Source organism: Microbacterium salitolerans (assembly GCF_019720895.1).
Taxonomy (GTDB): domain Bacteria; phylum Actinomycetota; class Actinomycetes; order Actinomycetales; family Microbacteriaceae; genus Microbacterium.
The window spans coordinates 1-17,007 of sequence record NZ_JAHKSH010000001.1; the positions used below are offsets into that span (position 1 = coordinate 1).

General features: G+C 69.5%; 15 protein-coding genes. 8 read left to right on the top strand and 7 right to left on the bottom strand.

The annotated features are described in order from the left end of the window. Positions 1-121: 121 nt before the first annotated feature. Positions 122-1,024 (bottom strand): alpha/beta fold hydrolase, encoded by a 903-nt coding sequence (locus KOL93_RS00005; RefSeq protein WP_221583262.1) that lies wholly within the window; start codon positions 1,022-1,024, stop codon positions 122-124. 56 nt (positions 1,025-1,080) lie between these two features. Here KOL93_RS00005 and KOL93_RS00010 point away from each other — a divergent pair, with 56 nt between their 5' ends. Further along, complete coding sequence (locus KOL93_RS00010) at positions 1,081-1,503, top strand: MerR family transcriptional regulator (RefSeq protein ID WP_221583263.1); 423 nt, start codon at positions 1,081-1,083, stop codon at positions 1,501-1,503. Here the strand turns inward: KOL93_RS00010 and KOL93_RS00015 are convergent. From KOL93_RS00015 to trxB, 3 genes are all read right to left on the bottom strand, one after another. Then, on the bottom strand, positions 1,487-2,044 hold the full coding sequence (locus KOL93_RS00015; RefSeq protein WP_221583264.1) for a putative glycolipid-binding domain-containing protein: 558 nt from the start codon (positions 2,042-2,044) through the stop codon (positions 1,487-1,489). The genes KOL93_RS00010 and KOL93_RS00015 overlap by 17 nt on opposite strands. A gap of 82 nt (positions 2,045-2,126) precedes the next feature. Next, positions 2,127-2,450, bottom strand: a complete 324-nt coding sequence (gene trxA / locus KOL93_RS00020; RefSeq protein ID WP_221583265.1) for a thioredoxin — start codon at positions 2,448-2,450, stop codon at positions 2,127-2,129. Positions 2,451-2,481: 31 nt separating this feature from the next. After that, positions 2,482-3,438 (bottom strand): thioredoxin-disulfide reductase, encoded by a 957-nt coding sequence (gene trxB / locus KOL93_RS00025; protein ID WP_221583266.1) that lies wholly within the window; start codon positions 3,436-3,438, stop codon positions 2,482-2,484. Positions 3,439-3,702: 264 nt separating this feature from the next. On the opposite strand from trxB, the gene KOL93_RS00030 reads away from it, so the two are divergent. Next, the gene (locus KOL93_RS00030; RefSeq protein ID WP_221583267.1) at positions 3,703-4,143 is read left to right on the top strand and encodes a DoxX family protein; all 441 of its coding nucleotides are present in this window, start codon (positions 3,703-3,705) and stop codon (positions 4,141-4,143) included. Between the two features lie 72 nt (positions 4,144-4,215). On the opposite strand, the gene KOL93_RS00035 is transcribed toward KOL93_RS00030, so the two are convergent. Continuing rightward, positions 4,216-5,238 (bottom strand): LacI family DNA-binding transcriptional regulator, encoded by a 1,023-nt coding sequence (locus KOL93_RS00035; protein WP_260405813.1) that lies wholly within the window; start codon positions 5,236-5,238, stop codon positions 4,216-4,218. Positions 5,239-5,344: 106 nt separating this feature from the next. Here KOL93_RS00035 and KOL93_RS00040 point away from each other — a divergent pair, with 106 nt between their 5' ends. From KOL93_RS00040 to KOL93_RS00055, 4 genes are all read left to right on the top strand, one after another. Continuing rightward, positions 5,345-6,259, top strand: coding sequence for a carbohydrate ABC transporter permease (locus tag KOL93_RS00040; RefSeq protein ID WP_374107090.1), 915 nt, complete (start codon positions 5,345-5,347; stop codon positions 6,257-6,259). Position 6,260: 1 nt separating this feature from the next. Continuing rightward, positions 6,261-7,184, top strand: a complete 924-nt coding sequence (locus tag KOL93_RS00045) for a carbohydrate ABC transporter permease (protein ID WP_221583268.1) — start codon at positions 6,261-6,263, stop codon at positions 7,182-7,184. Between the two features lie 30 nt (positions 7,185-7,214). Next, positions 7,215-8,534, top strand: coding sequence for an ABC transporter substrate-binding protein (locus tag KOL93_RS00050; protein ID WP_221583269.1), 1,320 nt, complete (start codon positions 7,215-7,217; stop codon positions 8,532-8,534). Positions 8,535-8,629: 95 nt separating this feature from the next. Continuing rightward, positions 8,630-10,621, top strand: a complete 1,992-nt coding sequence (locus KOL93_RS00055; protein ID WP_221583270.1) for a beta-galactosidase — start codon at positions 8,630-8,632, stop codon at positions 10,619-10,621. A gap of 109 nt (positions 10,622-10,730) precedes the next feature. Here the strand turns inward: KOL93_RS00055 and murJ are convergent, their stop codons facing one another. Both murJ and KOL93_RS00065 read right to left on the bottom strand, forming a co-directional pair. Next, positions 10,731-12,320, bottom strand: coding sequence for a murein biosynthesis integral membrane protein MurJ (gene murJ / locus KOL93_RS00060; RefSeq protein ID WP_221583271.1), 1,590 nt, complete (start codon positions 12,318-12,320; stop codon positions 10,731-10,733). Beyond that, positions 12,317-14,410, bottom strand: a complete 2,094-nt coding sequence (locus tag KOL93_RS00065) for a DUF6049 family protein (protein ID WP_221583272.1) — start codon at positions 14,408-14,410, stop codon at positions 12,317-12,319. Before KOL93_RS00065 ends, murJ begins: the two co-directional genes overlap by 4 nt. 191 nt (positions 14,411-14,601) lie before the next feature. Here KOL93_RS00065 and galT point away from each other — a divergent pair, with 191 nt between their 5' ends. Further along, positions 14,602-15,795 (top strand): galactose-1-phosphate uridylyltransferase, encoded by a 1,194-nt coding sequence (gene galT, locus KOL93_RS00070; protein WP_221583273.1) that lies wholly within the window; start codon positions 14,602-14,604, stop codon positions 15,793-15,795. Beyond that, complete coding sequence (galK, locus tag KOL93_RS00075) at positions 15,792-16,991, top strand: galactokinase (RefSeq protein ID WP_221583274.1); 1,200 nt, start codon at positions 15,792-15,794, stop codon at positions 16,989-16,991. The genes galT and galK overlap by 4 nt, the downstream gene beginning before the upstream one ends. The last annotated feature ends 16 nt before the right edge of the window (positions 16,992-17,007 follow it).

Below are 17,007 nucleotides of genomic sequence, written 5' to 3' on the forward strand. Positions count from 1 at the left end.
CGAGGGCCTCCTGGGTGCTTGTGAAGCGTTGAACTAGACAGCTCCACTTCACAGCCCGGGGGCCCTCACCTGTCGGAAGACTCAGCCCCGTGTCGGGAAACAACGTCCCCGGACATCACACCTAGGGCGCGACGGGAGCGCCGTTGCTCGCCGAGAGCGGGTCCGGTGTGTCCGAAGATCGCGTCAGCCAGTTGCGCACGGCCGTGGCGACCGCGGACGGGTCCTCCAGAGGTGCGAGATGCCCGACGCCGTCGATGAGGACGAGATCCGAGTTCCCGGGAAGTCGGGACTGAAGCTCGTGTGCCTGCGGAACAGGGATCCACGGATCGTCTCGGCCCCAGCCGATGCGCGTCGGGCACCGCATGAAGCCGAGCCTCTCCGCTGCGGGGCGGGTGTCGGCGACGCTGAGCGACGCGATCTGCTGGAAGAAGGCCGTCTGCCCGACGGGATCCAGCCAGGGTGCCGCCAGCACGTCGAGGTCCTGAGCCGAGAGCGCCCGCGAGGCGGCGCCGGCGATGTACTCCTTGACCAGGGCGGCGTGCAGGTTCGCCGGGAGCTGTGCGAAGACGTTCGCATTCTCTGCCACCAGCCGGAAGAAGGGCGACCCCCACGGGTCCAGCGTGACGACATCCCACAGATAGAGATCGGCGTAGTCGACCCCGTGCAGCAGGTGCGCCCGCAGTGCGATCGCGCCGCCGATGTCGTGTGCGATCACGTGCGGGCGCCGAAGGCCCCAGAACTGCACGAGCGCGACGAGTCGCTCGGCCTGGGTGCGCAGGTCGGTCGCCACCGTCGGCCCCTTCTCCGAGTCGCCGTAGCCCGGCATGTCCCAGAGGAAAACGCGATGGTCACGGCCGAGCTCCCGTGCGACGATGCGCCAGACCTGCGCGGACCAGGGAGTGCCGTGGCACAGGACCACGTCGCCCAGAGAGGTACCCGGGGGCTCCAGGATCCACGTGGCGATGGAGACGCCGTCGATGACGACCTCGGTCGGTTCCGGCAGCACCTGGTCGCGTGTCAGCATGGGAACACGCTAAAACCTCAGGTCGACCTGAAGTCAAGAGGGAAGGAGGTGCGGCTGTGAAGATCGGAGAGGTCGCTCAGGTGATCGGTGTCGACGCCCATGTCCTGCGGCACTGGCACGACATGGGCGTCGTCGTCCCCGACCGAGCTCCCTCGGGTCATCGCGAGTACACGGACGAGCACATCCGTCGCCTCCGCATCGCTCAGGCGTGCCGACGCATCGGAATGAGCCTCGCCGAGATCCGAGGCGTGCTCCACCGCGGAGAGGCAGGTCGCGGCGAGGTCATCGAGGAGCGGCTGCGATGGATCCGCTCGCAGCGCGCGCAGCTTGAAGACGCCGAGAGATTCCTCGAGCACGTGCGCGACTGCACCCATGACCTGCTCACCCGATGTTCCGACTGTTCGAGATACGCGGAGGCAGGACCGCACGCAGATCGCCGCACGGGCGTGGCCCTCAGTGCCGTCATCGCCCGGCACTGAGGACAGACGAGGCGGTCTCTCCGTCTCCTCGAGTGAACAGACCCGGATACTCGATGACCAGACCGTCCTCATCGACCGTGATGGACCGGCGAAAATCGGAGTCACGCGACTCGTAGAGGTACTCGTTCTCGCCGGTGCGCGTGTACCGCTGCGGGTCCGTCGTGACGTCGAGCTGCGGGACCCGGATATACGCCGTGGTGATGTCGGCGCTCTCGCCGACAGCGAGGCCGAGTCGTCGGATCGGAAGCGTGTTGCTCAGCGGGGACGCGGAGATGTCGACCTCTCGCGCCCCCGCGAGGTCGGGGCGTGCCTCCCCGTCGACCTCCCACCCCCGATCCGTGAGGCGGACCCGGAGCGAGCGTCCGTCCGCGCGGAGCACGAGGTCGGTGAACCCCCAGGCCCCCGTCGCATGCAGCGCGTACGAGCACGTGCCGGCATCGCCGCAGATCTCGCTCTCGACGGCCACGCCGTGCGGACCGCTCTCGATCCGGCACGATTCGCGCGAGGGCTCGGCTACGCCGATCCATACGATCTCCGTCATCGTCCTCCTCGATTCGTCGGGTGACGCCATGAACGCGACAGCGCCCGCCGGGCGAACCGGGCGGGCGCTGCGGGGCGAGACCTTACTTGAGGTACTCGGCGAGGTCCTGCTCGAGGGCCTGCTTGGGCTTGGCGCCGATGATCGTGGTCGCGACGTCGCCGTCCTTGAAGACCTTCATCGCCGGGATCGACGTGATCTGGTACTTCATGGCGAGGTCGGGGTTCTCGTCGACGTTGAGCTTGACGATCGTGATCTTGTCGGCGTTCTCGGACTGGATCTGGTCGAGAACGGGCGACACCATGCGGCAGGGGCCGCACCACTCGGCCCAGAAGTCGACGAGCACGGGGCCGTCGGCCTGGAGGACGTCCTGCTCGAACGTGGCGGAAGTCGTTGCCTTTGCGCTCATGTTGTATCTCCTTTGTGTGGAAGCGTGTGGGTCAGGCAGTCGCGACGGCGACGGCCTTCTCGACGTCGGCGAGAGCGGCGAGGTAGTGCTCGGCGTCGAGCGCCGCGACCGTGCCGCTCGCCGCGGCCGTGACGGCCTGACGGTAGCTCGGGTCGATGACATCGCCCGCGGCGAAGACGCCGGGGACCGAGGTGCGAGACGAACGGCCGTCGACGGCGATTGTGCCGTCGACCGTGAGATCGAGCTTGCCGTGCACGAGGTGCGTGCGGGGGTCGTTGCCGATCGCGACGAACAGGCCGTCGAGCGGCAGCTCACGCGTGTCGCCCGTGACGGTGTCGCGGAGCACGATGCCCGTGAGCGCGGTCTCGCCCTGCAGGTCCGCGACCTCGCTGTTCCAGACGACCTCGATCTTCTCGTTGTCGAAGGCGCGCTGCTGCATGATCTTCGACGCGCGGAACTCGTCGCGACGGTGGACCAGATAGACCTTCGAGGCGAACTTCGTGAGGAACGTCGCCTCCTCCATCGCCGAGTCGCCTCCTCCGATGACCGCGATCGTCTTCTCACGGAAGAAGAAGCCGTCGCAGGTCGCGCACCAGGAGACGCCGTGGCCCGACAGGTCGTCCTCGCGGGTGATCCCGAGCTTGCGGTAGGCGGACCCGGTCGCGAAGATGACGCTCTTGGCCTCCTCGACCTTGCCGGATCCGAGCGTGACCCTCTTGACGTCGCCGTCGAGATCGAGCTCGGTCGCGTCGTCGTAGGCGACCTCGGTGCCGAAGCGCTCGGCCTGCTGCTGCATCTGCGCCATGAGCTCGGGGCCCATGATGGCCTCCGGGAAGCCCGGGAAGTTCTCGACCTCGGTCGTGTTCATCAGCTCTCCGCCGATCTCGACCTGGCTTGCGACCACGAGCGGGTTCAGGTTGGCGCGCGCCGCGTAGATCGCAGCAGTCCAGCCGGCCGGACCGGATCCGATGATGATGACGTCTCGCACTGTCGTGGCCTCCTCGGGCGTGGGTATGACTGCTGAAACCCATGCTACGGGCCACCTATTCCCGGCGCCTCCGGGTTTCCATCCCGAGACCGTCATCGCCCGACATCTGCAGCTGCGGCCCCGTGACGGCGCCGTCCCGCCGTCCTCCATGTCCGCCGTGAATGCGGCAGGTCGATGCGGCACGGCGGACGGCATCGGTAGCGTGGCGGCGGACCGGGCCGTCTGCTCGGCACTCGTTCGACCTCTCCCCCGAAAGGCCCCACGATGAACGCCGCTCCCCGCACTCGACGTACGGCGCCCGCCGCGTCGCTCGGCCTCCTGATTCTGCGCGTCGCGCTCGGCGTGATCTTCTTCCTGCACGGCTGGCAGAAGATCTTCGTCGACGGCATCGACGTCACGACGCAGGGCTTCGGGATGATGGGCGTCCCCCTGCACGAGGTCGTCGCGCCCCTCACGGCATACACCGAGCTGATCGGCGGCGTCGCGCTCGCGCTGGGGCTGCTGACGCGGATCGCGGCGGTCGGGCTGACGATCGTCGCACTCGGCGCGCTCTTCCTCGTGCACGTGCCGAACGGCTTCTTCGCCGCGAACGGCGGATTCGAGTTCCCGCTTCTGCTCGCGGCCGCCGCTGTGACGCTCGTCGTCGCCGGACCCGGCGCCGCGTCGCTCGACGCGGCGATCTGGCCCCGCCTGCGCCGCCGCTGAGGCGTCCGAGGCGCTGACGATTCATCGACCGACGGACGATCCGCGCGGATCCCGCCGGTTCTGGATGAATCGTCAGCGCCTCGGTGCGCGCGCCGTGCTCTCCCGCTCGACGAGCTCCGTGCCCACGATCGAGAGCCGCGGCGGCGTGTCGCCGCGCACGAGGTCGAGCGCGGCCGCGACGCAGCGCCGTCCGACGTCGGCGAAGTCCTGGTGGACCGACGTGAGGGGCGGTGCGTAGCCGCGGGCGTCGGCGGTGTCATCGAAGCCGATGACGCTGACATCGCGGGGTGCGCGCCGGCCCGCTTCGCCGAGCGCGCGGTAGAGGCCGAGGGCCATCTGATCGTTCGAGCAGAAGACGGCCGTGACGTCGTCGCGGCCGGCGATGCGCCGGCCTGCCTCATAGCCGGACTCGACGCTCCAGTCGCCGCGCAGCAGCTCGGGAATCGGCCGGCCCGCCTCGCGCAGCGTCGCGCGCCAGCCGTCGATGCGGCGATCCGACGGTCGTGAATCGTCGGGTCCGGCGATGTGCCACACGGTGTCGTGCCCGAGATCGAGCAGATGCTGGGTGGCCTGCCGCGCGCCGCCCGCCTGATCGGTGTCGACGACGACGTGCCCGGCAGGGGCGTCGGGATCCATGTACACGACGGGGACGCCCGGGGGCAGCATCTCCGTCGCATGCGCGAGCGAGGGGGCCTCGAGGTTGATGATCAGGGCGTCGACGGCGAGCTCCTGCAGGCGCGAGAAGAGGCGATCGACGTCGGCGAGGCTCGTCGCGTGCACGGGGATGAGCGTCGTGGCGTAGCCCTCCTCTGCGGCACTCAGGGCGATCGCTTCGATCGTGCGCACGTCCCCGAGCGTCGAAAGCGTGTGCGTGAGCACGCCGATCGTGCGGAAGGATCCGAGCTTCAGGGCGCGGGCCGCGCTGTTCGGTCGGTAGCCGAGTGCGTTCATGGAGCGGATCACTCGGTCGCGGGTCGAGGCGATGACGGTTCCGGTGCCGTTCGCCACCCGGGAGACCGTCTGCGCGGACACGCCGGCGTGTCGGGCGACGTCGCCCATCGACACGCGTCGTCCGCGGTCGCGTGTGGTGGTCATGATGCGAAGAACATATCGGGCGAATGTGTGCGCAGGGCTGGATTTCTGATCGATGTTTGCGTAAACATAATGACCGTACCCCACGCACCGAAGCGGAGGAAAGCGGATGACGTCGATGTCGCAGGCGATCGCCCCTGGCGTGCGCCAGAGGCGCCGCACACGCGGAAGATGGACCGGATGGGGGTTCCTCGCGCCCTTCGCGATCGTGTTCGCGCTCGTCTTCATCGCGCCGATCCTCTACGCGCTCTGGCTCAGCCTGTTCCGCACGCAGCTCGTCGGGGGCACCGAGTTCATCGGGTTCGACAACTACGTGCGGGCGTTCGGCGACGGCGCGTTCTGGCAGGGCGTGGCGCGCGTGACGCTGTTCCTCGTGATCCAGGTGCCGATCATGCTGTTCCTCTCGCTGCTCGCCGCCCTGGCGATCGACAGCGGCCGCCTCTACGGGCGCAGCTTCTTCCGGCTGTCGATCTTCCTCCCCTACGCCGTCCCCGCCGTCGTCGCCGCGCTCATGTGGGGGTTCATGTACGGCACGCGCTTCGGCCTCGTCGGCAACCTCAACGACTTCTTCGGAATCCAGCTGGCCGATCTGCTGTCGCCCGGGCTGATCCTCGCGTCGATCGGCAACATCGTGACGTGGGAGTTCATGGGCTACAACATGCTCATCTTCTACTCCGCGCTGCGCGTGATCCCCAGCTCGCTCTACGAGGCGGCGGCGATCGACGGCGCGAACCAGTTCCGCGTCATCCGGGCGATCAAGCTGCCCGCCATCCGCGGCGCCCTGGTCATCGCGACGATCTTCTCGATCATCGGCAGCTTCCAGCTGTTCAACGAGCCGAGCATCATGCAGAACCTCGCGCCCAACGCGATCACGACGTCGTACACGCCGAACCTCTACGCCTACTCGCTCGCGTTCGCCGGTCAGCAGCACAACTACTCGGCGACCGTCGCCATCATCATGGGCGTCATCACGATGATCATCGCCTACGTCGTGCAGCTGCGCGGCATGCGGAAGGGGTCCTGACATGACGTCGACGACACTCGTCACGCTGAGCGGATCCGCCACCCGCCGTCAGCGGAAGAAGGCCGGGCTCGGCACGATCGACCGGCCGCGGCGCAGCGTGCTCCTCACGGTGCTGACCGCGGTCATGGTGATCTACTCGCTGCTGCCTCTCGTCTGGCTCCTCATCAACTCGACGAAGACGCAGGCCGACCTGTTCTCGACGTTCGGCCTCTGGTTCGGCGGCGAGTTCGCGCTGTTCGACAACATCGCGCGGGCGCTCACCTACGACGACGGGGTGTTCCTGCGCTGGTTCGGCAACACGCTCCTCTACGTGGTCGTCGGCGCGGGCGGCGCGACGCTCCTGTCGGTGCTCGGAGGGTACGCGCTCGCGAAGTTCGACTTCCCCGGCAAGAAGGCGGTCTTCGCCGTCGTCATCGGGGCCGTCGCGGTGCCGGGAACGGCGCTCGCGGTGCCGACGTTCCTCATGTTCAGCGAGATGGGGATCACGAACACCCCGCTCGCCGTCATCATCCCGTCGCTCATCTCGCCGTTCGGCCTCTACCTGATGTGGACGTTCGCCATGGAGGCGATCCCGGCCGAGCTGATGGAGGCGGCGCGCATCGACGGCGCGAGCGAGTTCCACACCTTCTGGCGCGTGTGCCTCCCGCTTCTCGCCCCCGGAACCGTGACCGTGCTCCTGTTCACGATGGTGGCGACGTGGAACAACTACTTCCTGCCGCTGATCATGCTGCGCGATCCCGACTGGTATCCGCTGATCCTCGGCCTCAACCAGTGGAACGCGCAGGCCGCGACCGCCGGCGGCGAGGCGATCTTCGACCTCGTGATCACGGGATCCCTCCTCACGATCGTGCCGCTGATCATCGCCTTCCTCTTCATGCAGCGCTTCTGGCAGTCGGGTCTGGCCGCCGGATCCGTCAAGGAATGACCCCCACCAATCGACGATGGAGTTGACGACATGACTGGACACATCAGGCGCGCCCGCCGGGGCGCGCTCATCGGAACGGCCTTCACGGGCGTCGCCGCGCTCGCGCTCACGGGATGCAGCGGCGGATCCGAGGATCCGGACGCCGCGCTCGAGGAGGGCGGCACGATCACGGTCTGGGCGTGGGAGCCGACCCTCGAGCCCGTGATCGAGGACTTCGAGGCCGCCAACGAGGGCGTCGAGGTCGAGATCGTGAACGTGGGAACGGGCATCGACTCGTACACCGCGCTGCAGAATGCGATCACCGCAGGCCAGGGCCTGCCCGACGTCGCGCAGGTCGAGTACTACGCGCTCCCCCAGTTCGCCCTGCAGGACTCGCTGACCGACCTCACGGAGTTCGGCGCCGACGAGCACGACGGCGCCTACGCGCCCGGCCCCTGGGACTCGGTGCACTCGGGCGAGCAGATCGTCGGACTCCCGATGGACTCCGGCCCCATGGCCCTGTTCTACAACGCGGCGGTCTTCGAGGAGCACGGCGTCGAGGTGCCGGAGACGTGGGACGAGTTCGTCGAGGCGGGTCGTCAGTTCCAGGAGTCCGACCCCGACGTCTTCATCGCGAACGACGGCGGCGACGCGGGCTTCGCGGCCTCGATGATGTGGCAGGCGGGCGGATCCCCCTGGACCGTCGACGGCACGAACGTCACGCTCGACCTCGAGGGCGACAGCGGCGCGCAGCGCTATGCCGAGCTGTGGCAGACGATGCTCGACGAGGAGTTGCTGTCGCCCGTCGCGGGCTGGTCCGACGAGTGGTTCCAGGGCATGGGCGACGGCACGATCGCGGCGCTGCCGATCGGCGCGTGGATGCCGGCGAACCTCGAGTCGAGCGTGCCCGACGGCGCCGGCGACTGGCGCGTCGCTCCGATGCCGCAGTGGGAAGAGGGCGAGAGCGCCTCGTCGGAGAACGGCGGCAGCTCGCTCGCGATCCCGGCCGAGGCCGAGAACAAGGAGCTCGCGTACGCGTTCATCGAGTACGCCAACGCCGCGGAGGGCGTGCAGACGCGGCTCGACAACGGGGCCTTCCCCGCGACCGTCGAGCACCTCGAGTCGGAGGAGTTCCTGAACCACGAGTACGAGTACTTCGGCGGTCAGCAGGCCAATAAGGTGCTCTCGGAGTCGTCCGCGAGCGTCGTCGAAGGCTGGCAGTACCTGCCGTTCCAGGTCTACGCGAACACCGTGTTCGGCGATACCGTCGGCCAGGCGTTCCTGGGCGACGGCACGATCTCCGAGGGCCTCGCAGGCTGGCAGGACACCCTCACGCAGTACGGGAACGACCAGGGCTTCACGGTCGAGTAACCCGCACCACCCACCCCTGCCGTGTCCCACGACACGCCGTCATCCGCTCCGCGAGACGGCGTGTCGTGGGACACGGTGCGACTCAGGAGAAGACATTGCAGACTCATCGCTGGCTGCGCACGCCAGACGGAACCGCGCCCCGCATCTCATACGGCGCCGACTACAACCCCGAGCAGTGGCCCCGGGAGGTGTGGGACGAGGACGTGCGCCTCATGAAGGAGGCCGGCGTCGACGTCGTCTCAGTCGCGATCTTCTCGTGGGCCAGGCTGCAGCCGGCACCGGATGAGTGGGACTTCGCCTGGCTCGACGAGGTCATCGACCTCATGCATGCGAACGGCATCGGCGTCGATCTGGCGACGGCGACCGCATCGCCGCCCCCGTGGCTCACCATGAGGCACCCCGAGGTGCTCCCCGTCACGGCCGAGGGCAGCACGCTCTCGCAGGGTGCGCGCCAGCACTGGCGGCCGACGTCGCCCGTGTTCCGCGAGTATGCGCTGACGCTCGTCGAGAAGCTCGCCGAGCGGTACGGATCCCATCCGGGAGTCGTCGCGTGGCACGTCAACAACGAGCTCGGCTGCCACAACGCCTACGACTTCTCCGACGACGCGGCGCGCGCCTTCCGCGCGTGGCTCCTCGCCCGATACGAGACGGTCGATGCCCTAAACCACGCGTGGGGCACGGCGTTCTGGTCGCAGCGGTACGGATCCTTCGACGAGGTCCTGCCTCCGCGCCTCGCCGCCTCGTTCCCCAACCCGACGCAGCAGCTCGACTTCGCGCGCTTCTCATCCGACGCGCTCCGCGGACATCTGATCGCCGAGCGCGAGATCCTGAACCGCGTCACGCCGGACATCCCCGTCACGACGAACTTCATGATCACGGGCGACACGAAGTTCGCCGACTACGCGGACTGGGCGCGCGAGATCGACTTCGTCTCGAACGACCACTACGTGACGCAGGATCGCGACGAGCTCGCCTTCTCGGCCGCGCTCACGAGCGGCGTCGCGCGGCACCGGCCGTGGTTCCTCATGGAGCACTCGACGAGCGCCGTGAACTGGCAGCCCGTCAACCGCCCCAAGCGGTCCGGCGAGCTCTTCCGCGATTCCCTCACCCACGTCGCGCACGGCGCCGACGCGGTCTGCTTCTTCCAGTGGCGCCAGGCCGAGGCCGGCGCCGAGAAGTACCACTCGTCGATGGTGCCCCACGGCGGCGTGGACACCCGCGTGTTCCGAGACGTCGTCGAGCTCGGGCGGATCCTGCAGAGCCTGGGCGACGTCGTGGGCGCCGACCGCGACCCCGCCGACGTGGCGATCCTCTTCGACTGGGAGTCGTGGTGGGGATCCGAGCTCGACTCGCACCCGACCGAGCTCCTGCGCTACCGCGCCGAGGCGCAGGCCTGGTGGAACGCACTGCTCGATGCCGGTGTGCGCGCCGACGTGGTGCCCGCCGATGCCGAACTCGCGGGCTACCGCGTCGTCATCGCCCCCGTGCTGTACAGCGTGCCCGCGGCGCTGCGCAAGCGCCTCGAGGCCTATGCGACGAGCGGCGGCCACCTCGTCACGACGTACTTCTCGGGCACCGTCGACGAGAACGACCACGTCTGGCTCGGCGGCTACCCCGGCGCATTCCGCGACCTCCTCGGCATCCGCGTCGAGGAGTTCCGCCCGCTCTACGCGGGCGAGACCGTCGCCCTGTCGAACGGCACGACCGGATCCCTGTGGAGCGAGCCGATCGACATCGTCGCCGACGACGTCGAGGTCCTGGCGACGTACGACCACGACGAGCTCGGCCCGGCGGTCACGCGGCGTCCCGTGGGTTCCGGATCCGCGGCATACGTGTCGACGAGGCTCGGATCCGCGGGGGTCGGCGCGCTGCTGCCGGCCCTCCTCGAACCGGCGGGCGTCGCATCGGAGCTGCCGGAGGCGCTGCGAGGAGAGATCGAGGTGACCTCCCGCCGCGGCGCCGCCGGCCGGATCCGCTTCCTCATCAACCGCACCGACGCCCCCGTCGAACTCACGGGCATCGAGGGCGAGTGGCTGCACGGCGGCGAGACCTTGCCCCCGCGCGGCGTCGCCGTCGTGAAGGGGTAGCGCCCCGGCCGGCGCCGTCCTCGGGGGCCGCTGCACGTCTCGGATCCGCATCGGCGATCCGAGACGTGCAGCGCTCCTCCGACGAGGCGGCCCGGCGAGTGCCCCCGCTCTACCGCCCGAGCTTCGCGCGGACGAGGCCGATGGCGGTCTTCAGCTCCGGGGAGCGGAGGAGTGCCAGCGTGACGACGTAGAGGACGACCGCGACGACGCCCATGATCGCGCAGCCCGCGACGGCGGTCCACTTCGACGCGAGCATCCAGGAGTCGGCTCCACCAGAGGCCGAGTAGATCCAGTACGCGGTGAGGCCTGCCGGGATCGCGGCGAGGGTGAAGCGCGCGATCGCCCACGCGGTGCGGCCCATGCCGAGCGGTCCGAGTCGGCGTCGAAGGAGCCATGTCGCAAGGAACACCTGAATGGCGCTCGCGAGCGACTGCGCGAGCGCCACGCCGGCGGTGATGAACTCCTCCGAGAGGATCCAGCGCGCGGCGAGAGCGCCCGCGATCGACAGGGCCGCCTGGAAGCACGTGAACACGAACGGCGTGCGGGTGTCGCCGTAGGCGTAGAAGGCGCGCTGGATGACGAACAGCACGGCCATGGGCACGAGGCCGAACATGAAGCCGATGAGGACGACAGAGGTCGCCTCGGCCTCGCTGGCGTTCGTCGCGAAGAGCCGCGAGGCGGGGACGGCTGCGGCGATCAGGGTCGCCGCGGCGATGACGACGAGCATACCGAGCACGCGCGTCGACGTGCCGATGTCTTCGCGCACCTCGTCGTCGCGACCCGCGGCGGCGTGCTGGCTGAGTCGCGTGAAGTAGGGCGTTCCGATGCTCATCACGATGAGCGAGTACGGAAGCATGAAGACGAGCCATGCGTACTGCCACACCGTGACGGACGCGAAGGATCCCGACGCGGTCGAGATCGTCTGCTGCTGAACTGCCGTCACGACGTACCCGACGAGGAGCATCGCGATGCTCCAGCTGGCCAGGTTGCCCACGTGGCCGAGCCCCATGCCCTTCCACCGGAAGTCGGGGCGGATCCGGAGCCCCGTGCGGCGCCAGAAGATGACGAGGGCGACCGTCTGGGCGACGATGCCCAGCGTCGCCGTCCCGGCCAGGAGCGCGATGCTGCCGACGTCCCAGAAGTCGAGCGCATGGTAGCCGCCGCCGTAGATCACGATGAAGACGAGGAACCCGAGGATCGAGACGACGTTGTTGACGACGGGGGTCCACGCGTAGGGCCCGAAGATGCCGCGCGCGTTCAGCGTCTCGCCGATGAGAGCGAACATGCCGTAGAAGAACACCTGCGGCAGACACCACAGGGCGAAGACGACGGCGAGGTCGAACTGCGCACCCGAGTAGTCGGCGAAAATCGAGACAAGCAGCGGCGCCGCGACGAGCGCGACCGCGGTGACCGCGAGCATCACGAGCGTGCCGAGAGTGAACAGCTTGGAGAGGTAGCGCTCGCCACCGTCGTCATGTCGCGACCAGCGCACGATCTGCGGGACGAACACCGCCGTGATGACGCCCGTCGAGATCACCTGGAACACGTAGTTCGGCAGGATGTTCGCCGTGAAGAACGCGTCGTTCGAGAGGCCGATCGCGCCGATCGCCGTCGCGAGCACGACGCTGCGCAGCAGCCCCGTGATGCGCGATGCGAAGGTTCCCGCGGCGATGAGGGCGCTGGATCGTCCGAGGCTCATGCGCCTTCTTCCGTGGTGTCGGGGGTGCCGTCGGCATCGGCGCGGTCGCGGCGGCGTCGGCGGATCTGACGCACGGTGCCGAACCCGAGCAGTCCGAGCACGAGGACCACGATGATCCCGATGCCGATGCGCTCCCATTCGGCGCGCACCGTCACGTCCATATCGCGGGCGGGGCCGATCTGCTCGCCCGTCTTCGCTTCGAGGCGGAGGTGCACGGTCACCTCGCCGCTGCCGACGCGGGCCGCGATGGGGATCGTCACGCGCGTGGTGCTGTCGGCTTGGGCGGTGATCTCCGTCGTCTCGTCGATCGAGAGGCGCGGGTCGTCGGGATCCGCATGGATCGTGAGCGTCGCGGGATACGGCAGCTCGTTGCGGATCCACACGGGCATGTCGGCCTCGGGGCTGATGAGCTGCACGGGCGACGGCTCCTGGATGTCGATCGCCGTCGCGCGATCGTCGTTGAGCTCCGCGAACCGCTCGGCGTCGTCGCGCCAGCCCTCGGCGTTGGTGCGCCACGACACCTGCAGCTGGTGCAGCGCCTCGGCTCGGACCTGCCCCGTGAAGAGCGCGGGGTTCACGAGCGCCTTCGAGATGTGGTCGATGCCCGGCTCGTCCTCGAGGTAGGCGGTCACAGCTGCGGCGGCGGCCTGCGGCGGGTCGAGGTCACGCAGCGCGACGGCTCCCCCGCTCGCGTCGAGCACATCGCCGAGTCCGGTGTGCGTGAAGGCGGGGTTGCGCATGGCCGTCAGCACGGCGTCGCGCAGGCCGTCGGCCGTGAGATCGAGCTCGGTGTCGCTGACCGTCTGGCCGTTCGGATCGGTCGTGAGGCGGTCGGATCCCATGCGGTCGAGCGCGAGCAGAAGCGGCTGCTCGGTCTCCTGCGCCGCGAGCCAGATCTGCGCCGTCGCGGTCGTGTACGCCTCGTCGCGGACGACCGCGTCCGACTCGCTTGCGGCGTCGAGCAGGGCGGTCGAGACGTCCTGGTCGTAGGCGAGGATGTCGTCGCCGAGCTGCGGCGCCTCGTCGCCCGTGGTCCAGGCCGGCACGAGCACATGCGCGTCGGAGTCGGCCGTGAGGGCGGAGACGATGTCGCGGTCGGCTGTGCCCGGCGCGGGCCAGTAGACGGTGGGCGCGGGCTCATTCGAGATCGACAGGAGCGAGCTGAGCGTGACCGGAGCCTCCGACTCCGCGCGCATATTCTCGTCCAGGTATGCGCCGAGATGGGTGGGTCGCATCGGCGCCTCGAGGCCCGCTTCGATCTGCGAGGAGACGTCGGCGTCGGCGAACTGCAGCGCGAAGCGCTCGTTCTGCATGGCCAGGAGTCGTTCGAGCCAGAGGGTCGCCGACTCGGGAGCGGTGTCGCCGAGCGCGCGGATGGCGGCCGGGATCGCAGGATCCACGGCGAGGATCGCGCTCGTCCCGTCGACGGCGTCGAGCTGCGCCGTCAGAAGCCCGTCTTCGCCCGTGAGCGTCGCCAGCGTGTCGTCCGCGTAGAGACCGCGTGTGGAGACGGGCCCGGTGATCGGGACGACCATCGCGACGTCGGCGGCGGATCCGCCGGTCACGACGATCACGGTCCGCACCTCCTCGGGCTCGCCCGTGCCGTCGTAGGTGGCGACGATCGGGTATGCGCCGGGAGGAATATCTCCGAGGGAGAGTTCCACGTCGACAGTCAGGGACGTGCTCGCGGGGACGGCGGCCGTGTCGAGCGTCTCGAGCTCTTGGGCGCCTGTCTCGGCCGCTCCGCTCATCCAGCTCTCGACTGCGCCGGCGTCGGGGAGCGCCTCGCCGCGAGCGAACGTGACGCTCGATTCGGCGAACTCCTCGCCCGTCGAGTTCGTGATCCGCAGCGAGGTCGCCAGCTCGGATCCGGTCACGACGCCGCGGTCGTCGCTCGTGAGCGTCAGCAGGCGCTGGTCGTCGACGGGGTCCTGGGTCGCGTCGTCGGCGTTCGCGACCGTCGCGGGCTTCGGAACCGCGTGGGCGGCCGAGGGAAAGCCGCCGAGGATGCAGGCGGCGAGCACTCCGACCGCGCCGAGCGTCGCGCCGACGCGGAGGGGGCGCACAGTCGAGGCAGTCGATTCGTTCATAGAGGAAGGGGGTCGCGAGGGACGACCGCGACCCCAGAGAGTCTACGGACGCCGGTGTGGCGTGCCTGAGAGGCGAGGCGCATGGATAACGATTGGACGGCGCACCGAGTGGCCGGTGCGAGTTCGGACAGCTGTCGTCGTTAGGATCGCCAACAGATCCCTTTCACCTCTCTCCCAAGGAAACACAGGGAATGCCCGACGACGCAGCATCGCACGACGCCGTGACCGAGACCGTTTCTCTCAGCGCGGGCGTCGTCAAGCGCTCCACCCGCCTGGCCGACGGGCGAGAGCTCATCTACTTCGACGATCCTGGCACGACGCTGCCCGCGGAGCGCCGCATCGACGCGCGCCGACTGGATCCCCGTCCCGGCACGGCGACGATGCGCCGCGACATCCTGACGGGCGAGTGGATCACGGTCGCCGCGAACCGCCAGAACCGCGCCATGCTTCCGCCCGCGGAGCTGGATCCGCTCGCGCCGCAGAGCGAGACGAACCCGTCCGAGGTGCCGAACCTGTACGACGTGGCGGTGTTCGAGAACCGCTCGCCGTCGCTCGGGCCCGCCCTCGCGCAGGCGACCGCCGACGTCCCGGTGGGCGACGATCCGCCGCAGAGCCTCGACGACCTGGAGGCCGCCGGCCTCGGCCGCACTCGCACGGCGATCGGCCGCTGCGAGGTCGTGTGCTTCAGCCCGGAGCGCACCGGCTCCTTCGGCACCCAGTCGCTCACGCGCGCCCGCACCGTCATCGAAGCGTGGGCCGACCGCACGGCCGCGCTCAGCGCCCTGCCCGGCGTGCAGCAGGTGTTCCCGTTCGAGAACCGCGGCGAGCAGATCGGCGTCACGCTGCACCACCCGCACGGGCAGATCTACTCCTACCCGTACGTGACGCCGCGCACCCAGTCGGTCCTGCGGCAGATCGAGCGCGAGGGGGTCGACCTGTTCGCGCGGATCCTCGACTTCGAGCTCGCCGGCCCTCGTGTCGTGCTCGAGAGCGAGCACTGGGTGGCCTACGTGCCGTTCGCCGCGCGGTGGCCGGTCGAGGTGCACCTCGTGCCGCGTCGTCATGCGGCCGACTTCACCGAGCTGACGAGCGCCGAGCGCGACGAGCTCGCGGGCGTCTACCTGCGCGTCCTGCGCGGAGTCGACGCCCTGTACGAGACCCCCACGCCGTACATCGCGGCGTGGCACCAGGCGCCGGTCAACGCGGGACGCGACAGCGTGCGCATGCACCTGCAGCTCACGTCCCCACGGCGCGGCGCCGACAAGCTGAAGTTCCTCGCCGGATCCGAGGCCGCCATGGGCGCCTGGACCGCCGAGATCCCCGCAGAGGTGGGCGCCGAGCGCCTGCGTGCGGCGATCGATCACGTGGGAGAGGTGACCGCATGACACCCACAGCAGACAGCGCCGTGCAGCTGTTCGAGCGGCTGACGGGGTCCGCCCCCGAACGCGTCTGGTCGGCGCCAGGCCGTGCGAATCTCATCGGCGAGCACACCGACTACAACGAGGGCTTCGTGCTGCCGTTCGCCATCGAGCACCGCACGTACGCGGCCGTCGGGCGCCGTCGTGACGGCATCATTCGCGTGACGTCGACATTCGACCCGAACCCGGTCGAGGTCGCACTGGTTGAGCTCCCTGCGCTGTTCGGCGGATCCCCCGGCGACGCCGTGCGCGTCGGCGACGTCCCCGAGTGGGCCGCATACCCGATCGGCGTCGCCTGGGCGGCGCTGACGGCCGGCGGCGGCGCGGCGCCGAGCGTTCCCGGAGTCGACATCGCGATCTCGTCCGATGTGCCGATCGGTGCGGGGCTCTCGTCGTCGGCCGCGATCGAGGGCGCCACGATCGGTGCCCTCGACGACCTCTGGGCCCTCGGCCTGACGCCGCTCGAGATGGCGAAGATCGGCCGCACGGCCGAGAACCACGCGGTCGGCGCGCCGACGGGGATCATGGACCAGGTCGCCTCGATCATGGGCCAGACCGACGCGGCGACGTTCCTCGACTGCCGCTCGCTCGAGGCACGCCCCGTCGACCTCGGCTTCGCGCGCGAGGGCCTCTCGGTGCTCGTCATCGACACGCAGGTCACGCACTCGCACTCCACGGGCGGCTACCGCGAGCGTCGCGAGTCATGCGAACGCGGCGCGCGCGAGATGGGCGTCCGCTCCCTGCGTGATCTCACGGTCGGCGACCTCGAGCGCGCCAAGGGCATCCTCGACGACGTCACCTTCCGCCGCGTCGCGCACATCGTCACGGAGAACCAGCGCGTGCTCGATACGGTCGACACCCTGCGGTCCGAGGGTCCCCGTGCGATCGGCGGGCTCCTCGTCGCCTCGCACGTGTCGATGCGCGACGACTTCGAGATCTCCGTTCCCGAGCTCGACACGGCCGTCACGGCCGCCCTCGATTCGGGCGCCGTGGGCGCGCGCATGACCGGCGGAGGCTTCGGCGGCGCCGCGATCGCGCTCGTCGAGCACGGCCGGATCGACGCGACGAAGGCGGCCGTCGCCGCCGCGTTCGAGACGGCCGGCTTCCGCGAGCCGCACCAGTTCACGGTCACGCCGTCGCACGGCGTCCTGCGCGACGCGTGACGCGCGTGCGGATCGC